Genomic DNA, 9,039 nt, shown 5'->3' with positions numbered 1-9,039 from the left:
TTCTTTAAGGTAAGGAGGTGATCCAACCGCAGGTTCCCCTACGGTTACCTTGTTACGACTTCACCCCAGTCATGAATCACAAAGTGGTAAGCGCCCTCCCGAAGGTTAAGCTACCTACTTCTTTTGCAACCCACTCCCATGGTGTGACGGGCGGTGTGTACAAGGCCCGGGAACGTATTCACCGTGGCATTCTGATCCACGATTACTAGCGATTCCGACTTCATGGAGTCGAGTTGCAGACTCCAATCCGGACTACGACATACTTTATGAGGTCCGCTTGCTCTCGCGAGGTCGCTTCTCTTTGTATATGCCATTGTAGCACGTGTGTAGCCCTACTCGTAAGGGCCATGATGACTTGACGTCATCCCCACCTTCCTCCAGTTTATCACTGGCAGTCTCCTTTGAGTTCCCGACCGAATCGCTGGCAACAAAGGATAAGGGTTGCGCTCGTTGCGGGACTTAACCCAACATTTCACAACACGAGCTGACGACAGCCATGCAGCACCTGTCTCAGAGTTCCCGAAGGCACCAAAGCATCTCTGCTAAGTTCTCTGGATGTCAAGAGTAGGTAAGGTTCTTCGCGTTGCATCGAATTAAACCACATGCTCCACCGCTTGTGCGGGCCCCCGTCAATTCATTTGAGTTTTAACCTTGCGGCCGTACTCCCCAGGCGGTCGACTTAACGCGTTAGCTCCGGAAGCCACGCCTCAAGGGCACAACCTCCAAGTCGACATCGTTTACGGCGTGGACTACCAGGGTATCTAATCCTGTTTGCTCCCCACGCTTTCGCACCTGAGCGTCAGTCTTTGTCCAGGGGGCCGCCTTCGCCACCGGTATTCCTCCAGATCTCTACGCATTTCACCGCTACACCTGGAATTCTACCCCCCTCTACAAGACTCTAGCCTGCCAGTTTCGGATGCAGTTCCCAGGTTGAGCCCGGGGATTTCACATCCGACTTGACAGACCGCCTGCGTGCGCTTTACGCCCAGTAATTCCGATTAACGCTTGCACCCTCCGTATTACCGCGGCTGCTGGCACGGAGTTAGCCGGTGCTTCTTCTGCGAGTAACGTCAATCGTTGCGGTTATTAACCACAACGCCTTCCTCCTCGCTGAAAGTACTTTACAACCCGAAGGCCTTCTTCATACACGCGGCATGGCTGCATCAGGCTTGCGCCCATTGTGCAATATTCCCCACTGCTGCCTCCCGTAGGAGTCTGGACCGTGTCTCAGTTCCAGTGTGGCTGGTCATCCTCTCAGACCAGCTAGGGATCGTCGCCTAGGTGAGCCGTTACCCCACCTACTAGCTAATCCCATCTGGGCACATCCGATGGCAAGAGGCCCGAAGGTCCCCCTCTTTGGTCTTGCGACGTTATGCGGTATTAGCTACCGTTTCCAGTAGTTATCCCCCTCCATCGGGCAGTTTCCCAGACATTACTCACCCGTCCGCCACTCGTCACCCAAGGAGCAAGCTCCTCTGTGCTACCGTTCGACTTGCATGTGTTAGGCCTGCCGCCAGCGTTCAATCTGAGCCATGATCAAACTCTTCAATTTAAGTTTGATGCTCGTGAATTAAACTTCGTAATGAATTACGTATGTTCACTCAGAGACTTGGTATTCATTTTTCGTCTTGCGACGTTAAGAATCCGTATCTTCGAGTGCCCACACAGATTGTCTGATAAATTGTTAAAGAGCAGTTGCGACGCGCTTTAGCGCTCTGTCGCGAGGTGGCGTATATTACGCTTTCCTCTTTCAGAGTCAACCCTCATTTTCAGGTTTTTCTCTTCAACCGAACCGGCTGTTTGTGTGAAGTGATTCACATCCGCCGTGTCGATGGAGGCGCATTATAGGGAGTCGACTCAGGAAGACAAGCGGAAAAATGCATTTTTATTTCAACCGCTCATCTTTTGCCCACAACGCTTACTTTTGCTGCTTTTTTATCGCCATTGGCAGGTCTGCCAGACTATTTATGACCAAATCTGCCGCATTTTCTGCTTCCGGTGTGACGGGTTTGCCTGTGCGCACCAATACCTTCGTGCCAACATTTGCAGCTGCCGCCGCCTGCATATCTTCAATTTTGTCGCCTACCATATAAGAAGCGGCCATATCGATGTGCAAGAAGTCTCGGGCGGAGATAAACATGCCAGGATGCGGTTTACGACAGTCGCAGACCTGACGATACTCTTCCACGGTGCCCTGTGGGTGATGCGGGCAGTAGTAGATGCCATCCAGCTCAACATCGCGATCGGCCAGCGACCAGTCCATCCATTCGGTCAACGTTTCAAACTGCGCCTCAGTAAATTTACCACGCGCGATACCAGACTGGTTCGTCACAATAATGAGCGCGTAACCCATCTTTTTAAGTTCACGCATGGCATCAATAACGCCGTCGATAAACTCAAACTCGTCGATCTCATGTACATAACCGTGGTCCACATTAATGGTACCGTCACGGTCGAGAAAAATTGCGGGTACAGACTTTGCCACCTTTTATAGCTCCTGAATAAGGCATGTGGCTCTAGTATCGCATGTTTCAGCGGGCAAGAAAGTGCTCATCGCGCAAAGCCTGATTGATTTAGACGTCTGGATGCCTTAACATCCATCTTGTTGACGGCTTCGACCGTACCTGACAGACGAAAATGCCACGGCTAACTTAATTACGATAATAAATAACCAATGATTAAACTTTCGAATATCACCAAAGTGTTCCAGCAGGGGACTCGCACCATTCAGGCGTTAAATAACGTCAGCCTGCATGTTCCTGCCGGGCAGATTTATGGCGTTATTGGCGCCTCCGGTGCCGGTAAAAGTACGCTCATCCGCTGCGTTAACTTACTTGAACGCCCAACCGAAGGCAGCGTTCAGGTCGGCGGTCAGGAACTCACGACGCTTTCTGAGTCAGAGCTGACCAAAGCTCGCCGTCAAATCGGCATGATTTTCCAACACTTTAACCTGCTCTCTTCCCGCACCGTGTTTGGCAACGTCGCGCTGCCGCTGGAACTGGATAACACGCCAAAAGAAGAGATCAAACGCCGTGTAACAGAACTGTTGGATTTGGTTGGTCTTGGTGACAAGCACGATAGCTACCCGGCCAATCTTTCCGGTGGACAAAAACAGCGTGTGGCGATCGCCCGTGCGCTGGCAAGCAATCCCAAAGTGCTGCTGTGTGATGAAGCCACCAGCGCACTCGATCCGGCAACGACCCGCTCGATTCTGGAATTATTGAAAGACATTAACCGTCGTCTGGGACTTACCATTCTGCTGATAACCCATGAGATGGACGTTGTAAAACGCATTTGTGACTGCGTGGCGGTCATCAGTAATGGTGAACTGATCGAACAGGACACCGTTAGCGAAGTGTTCTCACACCCGAAAACGCCGCTGGCACAGAAATTTATCCAGTCCACGCTGCACCTGGATATCCCGGAAGATTATCTGGAACGGTTAAAAGCCGAGCCAGAAGCAGACAGTGTGCCAATGCTGCGCATGGAATTCACCGGTCATTCCGTTGATGCGCCATTGCTCTCTGAGACGGCCCGTCGCTTTAACGTGAATAACAACATTATTAGCGCGCAGATGGATTACGCCGGCGGTGTGAAATTCGGCATCATGCTGACTGAAATGCACGGCACACAGGAAGATACACAAGCAGCCATCAACTGGTTGCAGGAACACCATGTAAAAGTAGAGGTACTGGGTTATGTCTGAGCCGATGATGTGGCTGCTGGTTCGCGGCGTATGGGAAACGCTGGCAATGACCTTTGTGTCCGGTTTTTTTGGTTTTGTGATCGGTCTGCCGGTTGGCGTGTTGCTGTACGTAACGCGTCCGGGGCAAATCATTGAGAACGCGAAGCTCTACCGTACGCTCTCTGCGCTGGTGAACATTTTCCGTTCCATCCCGTTCATCATCTTATTGGTGTGGATGATTCCGTTCACCCGCATGATCGTAGGCACCTCTATCGGACTGCAGGCCGCTATCGTCCCGCTGACCGTCGGCGCCGCGCCGTTTATCGCCCGTATGGTGGAAAACGCGCTGCTCGAAATCCCGACCGGGCTAATAGAAGCCTCTCGTGCGATGGGCGCCACGCCGCTGCAAATTGTACGTAAGGTATTACTGCCAGAAGCGCTGCCAGGACTGGTCAATGCGGCCACCATCACTCTTATCACGCTGGTTGGTTACTCCGCGATGGGCGGTGCCGTCGGTGCCGGTGGTCTTGGGCAGATTGGCTATCAGTACGGTTACATTGGCTACAACGCTACCGTAATGAATACAGTGCTGGTATTGCTCGTCGTTCTGGTTTATTTAATTCAGTTATCCGGCGATCGCATCGTCCGGGCTGTCACGCACAAATAACGTTGCACACAACACTAAAAACTCATTAAGAAAAGGAAATAAGCATGGCGTTCAAATTCAAAACCTTTGCGGCAGTTGGAGCCCTGATCGGTTCTCTGGCACTTGTGGGTTGCGGTCAGGATGAAAAAGATCCTAATCACATCAAAGTGGGCGTTATTGTTGGCGCAGAGCAGCAGGTTGCAGAAGTCGCGCAGAAAGTAGCTAAAGAAAAATACGGTCTGGACGTTGAGCTGGTCACGTTTAACGATTACGTTCTGCCTAACGAAGCGCTGAGCAAAGGCGATATCGATGCTAACGCCTTCCAGCACAAACCGTACCTGGATCAGCAGATCAAAGATCGCGGTTACAAGCTGGTTGCTGTAGGCAATACTTTTGTTTACCCGATTGCGGGCTATTCCAAAAAAATCAAATCACTGGATGAGCTGCAGGACGGTTCACAGGTCGCGATTCCAAACGACCCGACTAACCTTGGCCGTTCCTTGCTGCTGCTGCAAAAAGTGGGCTTAATCAAGCTGAAAGATGGTGTTGGCCTGCTGCCGACCGCGCTGGACGTGATTGAAAACCCGAAAAATCTGAAGCTGGTTGAACTGGAAGCGCCGCAGCTGCCGCGTTCTCTGGACGATGCTCAAATCGCACTGGCGGTCATCAACACCACCTACGCCAGCCAGATCGGCCTGACCCCGGCAAAAGACGGTATCTTTGTTGAAGATAAAGATTCTCCGTACGTAAACCTGATCGTGACGCGTGAAGACAACAAAGATGCTGAGAACGTGAAGAAATTCGTTCAGGCATATCAGTCTGATGAAGTGTACGAAGCAGCAAACAAAGTCTTTAACGGCGGTGCTGTTAAGGGCTGGTAATTTTAGGCTGTTTACAGAATATGTAATATCATCAGGACGGGCGCTTGCCCGTCTTGTCATTTATGCAAGCACCTGATTCAATATCTGACGTTTAGATCATTCATTGAGGAAATATTATGCGTGCTTTACCGATCTGTTTAGTAGCACTCTTGCTGAGCGGCTGTTCTATGTTAAGCAGATCCCCTGTTGAACCCGTTCAAAGCACCGCAACCCCGCCGAAAGCGGAGCCGGAAAAACCGAAAGCACCGCGCGCGACGCCGGTAAGAATCATTACTAACGCTGAAGATTTAGTAGGCAAGCCGTTCCGCGATCTTGGCGAAGTTAGCGGTGAATCCTGCCAGGCATCCAACCAGGATTCCCTTCCGAGCATTCCAACCGCGCGCAAACGCATGCAGATTAACGCATCAAAAATGAAAGCTAATGCGGTATTGCTGCACAGTTGCGAAGTGACCAGCGGAACACCGGGTTGCTATCGTCAGGCGGTTTGCATCGGTTCTGCACTGAACATTTCGGCGAAATGAGCCATTTTCAGTTCGAGCAAATAGGCGTTATCCGCTCACCATATAAAGAAAAGTTCGCCGTTCCACGCCAGCCAGGTCTGGTGAAAAGCGCCTGCGGCGAACTACATTTGCTCGCACCTTATAACCAGGCCGATGCCGTTCGCGGCCTGGAAGCCTTCAGTCATTTGTGGGTGATTTTTGTTTTTCACCAGACAATGGAAGGTGGATGGCGTCCGACCGTGCGCCCTCCCCGTCTTGGTGGCAACGCCAGAATGGGTGTCTTTGCCACACGTTCAACGTTTCGTCCTAACCCTGTTGGCATGTCGTTGGTAGAGCTGCGGGGCATCCGCTGCCATAAAGAGCACGTAATCCTCGAACTCGGTGGACTGGACCTTGTTGACGGAACGCCAGTAGTGGATATTAAGCCGTATCTGCCGTTTGCCGAATCGCTGCCTGATGCTCGCGCCAGCTATGCCCAGGACGCACCTCAGGCCAGCGTCGAGGTGACGTTCAGTGAAGATCTCGCGGAGCAGCTACCAAAGCTCGAACAACGTTACCCGCGTCTTCGTCAGTTTATTACCGAAGTGCTGGCGCAGGATCCGCGTCCTGCCTACCGTAAAAATGAGGAAGAAGGCAAAACCTACGCCGTCTGGCTGCTGGACTTTAACGTCCGCTGGCGCGTCACACCGTCAGGATTTGAGGTCTTTGCTCTGGAAGCCCGCTAATTTGCGTCGCGTACTCTTTTGACATCCCTTTCTCGCTGGTAAACTAAACCACTTTTGTTTTGTGCCAGGCTCGTTTTGAGCCTGTTCGATCGTTCAACTGGAACCGTAACAACATGCGTACTAGCCAATATCTGCTCTCCACTCTGAAGGAGACACCTGCCGACGCCGAAGTCATCAGCCACCAGCTGATGCTGCGCGCCGGGATGATCCGCAAGCTGGCCTCCGGGTTATATACCTGGCTGCCGACCGGCGTGCGCGTCCTGAAAAAAGTCGAAAATATCGTGCGTGAAGAGATGAACAACGCCGGTGCGATCGAGGTGTTGATGCCGGTCGTTCAGCCTTCTGAACTGTGGGAAGAGAGCGGCCGTTGGGAACAATACGGCCCGGAACTGCTGCGTATTGCTGACCGTGGCGATCGTTCGTTCGTCCTCGGCCCAACGCATGAAGAAGTGATCACCGACTTGATCCGTAACGAGCTGAGCTCTTACAAACAGCTGCCGCTGAACTTCTATCAGATCCAGACCAAATTCCGTGACGAAGTCCGTCCGCGTTTCGGCGTGATGCGTTCCCGCGAATTCCTGATGAAAGATGCCTACTCTTTCCACACCTCTCAGGAATCCCTGCAGGAAACCTACGATGCGATGTACGCTGCGTACAGCAAAATCTTCAGCCGTATGGGGCTGGATTTCCGTGCAGTACAAGCGGATACCGGTTCTATTGGCGGCAGCGCCTCTCACGAATTCCAGGTCCTGGCACAGAGCGGCGAAGACGATGTGATCTTCTCCGACTCCTCCGATTATGCGGCGAACATCGAATTCGCCGAAGCCGTTGCGCCGAAAGAGCCGCGCGCAGCAGCAACTCAGGAAATGACGCTGGTTGATACTCCGAACGCCAAAACCATCGCCGAACTAGTTGAGCAGTTCAACCTGCCTATCGAAAAAACCGTGAAAACCCTGCTGGTGAAAGCGGTTGAAGGCAGCAGCTACCCGCTGGTCGCCCTGCTGGTTCGTGGCGATCACGAGCTGAACGAAGTCAAAGCGGAAAAACTGCCGCAGGTTGCCAGCCCGCTGACCTTTGCCACCGAAGAAGAAATTCGTGCGTTGGTAAAAGCAGGTCCTGGCTCGCTCGGTCCGGTGAATATGCCGATTCCGGTGGTTATCGACCGTACCGTTGCAGTAATGAGCGATTTCGCTGCCGGTGCCAACATCGACGGTAAACACTATTTCGGTATCAACTGGGATCGCGACGTAGTCACCCCGGAAGTTGCAGACATCCGTAACGTGGTCGCCGGCGACCCGAGCCCGGACGGCAAAGGTACGCTGATGATCAAACGCGGTATCGAAGTCGGCCACATCTTCCAGTTGGGTACCAAGTACTCTGAAGCGATGAAAGCCGCCGTACAGGGCGAAGATGGTCGTAACCAGATCCTGACCATGGGTTGCTACGGTATCGGGGTCACTCGCGTGGTTGCTGCTGCTATCGAACAGAACTATGACGATCGCGGCATCGTATGGCCAGACGCCATTGCTCCGTTCCAGGTCGCGATTCTGCCGATGAACATGCACAAGTCCTACCGCGTGCAGGAACTGGCTGAAAAACTGTACGCTGAGCTGCGCGCTCAGGGCATTGAAGTGCTGATGGACGACCGTAAAGAGCGTCCGGGCGTGATGTTTGCCGATATGGAACTGATCGGTATTCCGCACACTATCGTGCTGGGCGACCGTAACCTCGACAACGACGATATCGAATACAAATACCGTCGTAACGGCGAGAAAGAGCTGATTAAAACCGGCGACATCGTCGACTTCCTGGTCAAAGCCATTAAAGGCTAATACCAACAAAAAGGCCCTGATTATCAGGGCCTTTTTTCTATCGATTAATTACACGCTTTACCGGGGATAAATTTCGCGTCTTTATCCGCCATCAACGTTTTCACTTTCTCACCCGTATCCGGGTTTGACTCCAGCGTGAAATGCGCCTCAAGCGTCAGCAATACGGACTGTCCGTTTTCCGCACGCGCAGCTAAATAGTCACGTTCAAGCTGGGCATTATTCGCCACCGGCATCCGTTTACCCGTTGCGCAGTCGGTAAAGATTGCCGCGTCAGCCATATAGAAATACATGCCTCGCATCGGCATTGGCGTCACCGGTAAGCTGGCGGAAACTGGCTGGAGCGTGTAGTTAAACTGTGACTCAATCGGGTTACCTTCACGATCGAGCATTTCCAGCGCCTCGCCTTTAGCCCGGTAGTACGACTTTTCACCTTTGCTGTCGGTCAGCACCAGCTTGTCGGCAGTGCGCGCCCATGTGCCATAAGAGGCAAACGAAGACGGTTCATCCCGCACGCCCTGATAACGTTCGTTCATCACCCATGTACCGTCTTTTTCCAGAAACAGAGAGGTTTCAATCCCTTCACAGTCCGCGCAAGGTAAGATGCCACGCCAGCTTTGCTGCATCGGTTTTAATTCTGCCGCCCGCGTCGGCTGTAGTACTTCAACTTCAGTACGGTTATTACAGCCGATCAAGGAAAAAAGCGTGCATGCAGCGACTACGGACAATATTGCTGTTTTCACTATCAATTCCTTATAAATTTTTATTCCCGC

General features: G+C 52.4%; 8 protein-coding genes and 1 rRNA gene. 6 read left to right on the top strand and 3 right to left on the bottom strand.

Going from position 1 to position 9,039, the window contains the following annotated elements; genetic code table 11:
• Positions 1-10 precede the first annotated feature (10 nt).
• Both OGV71_RS05275 and gmhB read right to left on the bottom strand, forming a co-directional pair.
• Positions 11-1,552: ribosomal RNA gene (locus OGV71_RS05275) — 16S ribosomal RNA — on the bottom strand.
• A 366-nt stretch (positions 1,553-1,918) separates the two neighbouring features.
• Positions 1,919-2,485, bottom strand: coding sequence for a D-glycero-beta-D-manno-heptose 1,7-bisphosphate 7-phosphatase (gmhB, locus tag OGV71_RS05270; RefSeq protein ID WP_003829138.1), 567 nt, complete (start codon positions 2,483-2,485; stop codon positions 1,919-1,921).
• A gap of 189 nt (positions 2,486-2,674) precedes the next feature.
• Here gmhB and metN point away from each other — a divergent pair, with 189 nt between their 5' ends.
• The 6 genes from metN to proS all read left to right on the top strand — a co-directional run bounded on the left by metN (position 2,675) and on the right by proS (position 8,269).
• Positions 2,675-3,706, top strand: a complete 1,032-nt coding sequence (metN, locus tag OGV71_RS05265; protein ID WP_003018468.1) for a methionine ABC transporter ATP-binding protein MetN — start codon at positions 2,675-2,677, stop codon at positions 3,704-3,706.
• The gene (locus OGV71_RS05260; protein WP_003018471.1) at positions 3,699-4,352 is read left to right on the top strand and encodes a methionine ABC transporter permease MetI; all 654 of its coding nucleotides are present in this window, start codon (positions 3,699-3,701) and stop codon (positions 4,350-4,352) included. The genes metN and OGV71_RS05260 overlap by 8 nt, the downstream gene beginning before the upstream one ends.
• Before the next feature lie 44 nt (positions 4,353-4,396).
• A complete protein-coding gene (gene metQ / locus OGV71_RS05255) occupies positions 4,397-5,212 on the top strand; it encodes a methionine ABC transporter substrate-binding lipoprotein MetQ (protein ID WP_003018474.1) in 816 nt (271 codons plus the stop codon).
• 116 nt (positions 5,213-5,328) lie between these two features.
• On the top strand, positions 5,329-5,733 hold the full coding sequence (gene rcsF / locus OGV71_RS05250; protein ID WP_286532789.1) for an envelope stress sensor lipoprotein RcsF: 405 nt from the start codon (positions 5,329-5,331) through the stop codon (positions 5,731-5,733).
• Complete coding sequence (gene tsaA, locus OGV71_RS05245) at positions 5,730-6,437, top strand: tRNA (N6-threonylcarbamoyladenosine(37)-N6)-methyltransferase TrmO (protein WP_049015783.1); 708 nt, start codon at positions 5,730-5,732, stop codon at positions 6,435-6,437. The genes rcsF and tsaA overlap by 4 nt, the downstream gene beginning before the upstream one ends.
• A 113-nt stretch (positions 6,438-6,550) precedes the next feature.
• Positions 6,551-8,269 carry a proline--tRNA ligase gene (proS, locus tag OGV71_RS05240; RefSeq protein WP_016149584.1) on the top strand — a complete coding sequence of 573 codons (1,719 nt, stop codon included), beginning with the start codon at positions 6,551-6,553 and terminating at the stop codon, positions 8,267-8,269.
• 44 nt (positions 8,270-8,313) lie between these two features.
• Here the strand turns inward: proS and nlpE are convergent, their stop codons facing one another.
• The gene (nlpE, locus tag OGV71_RS05235; RefSeq protein WP_085951559.1) at positions 8,314-9,012 is read right to left on the bottom strand and encodes an envelope stress response activation lipoprotein NlpE; all 699 of its coding nucleotides are present in this window, start codon (positions 9,010-9,012) and stop codon (positions 8,314-8,316) included.
• Positions 9,013-9,039 lie beyond the last annotated feature (27 nt).

Origin of the sequence: Citrobacter sp. Cf088 (assembly GCF_030334295.1) — a bacterium.
In the GTDB taxonomy this organism is placed as follows: Bacteria; Pseudomonadota; Gammaproteobacteria; order Enterobacterales; family Enterobacteriaceae; genus Citrobacter; species Citrobacter freundii.
This window is presented reverse-complemented; position numbering and strand designations above follow the sequence as displayed.

What these genes read in the sequence shown, in the direction of transcription:
- metQ (WP_003018474.1), top strand. Translation starts at nt 4,397, where the DNA reads ATGGCGTTCAAATTCAAAACCTTTGCGGCAGTTGGAGCCCTGATCGGT.
- OGV71_RS05260 (WP_003018471.1), top strand. Translation starts at nt 3,699, where the DNA reads ATGTCTGAGCCGATGATGTGGCTGCTGGTTCGCGGCGTATGGGAAACG.
- tsaA (WP_049015783.1), top strand. Translation starts at nt 5,730, where the DNA reads ATGAGCCATTTTCAGTTCGAGCAAATAGGCGTTATCCGCTCACCATAT.
- rcsF (WP_286532789.1), top strand. Translation starts at nt 5,329, where the DNA reads ATGCGTGCTTTACCGATCTGTTTAGTAGCACTCTTGCTGAGCGGCTGT.
- metN (WP_003018468.1), top strand. Translation starts at nt 2,675, where the DNA reads ATGATTAAACTTTCGAATATCACCAAAGTGTTCCAGCAGGGGACTCGC.
- proS (WP_016149584.1), top strand. Translation starts at nt 6,551, where the DNA reads ATGCGTACTAGCCAATATCTGCTCTCCACTCTGAAGGAGACACCTGCC.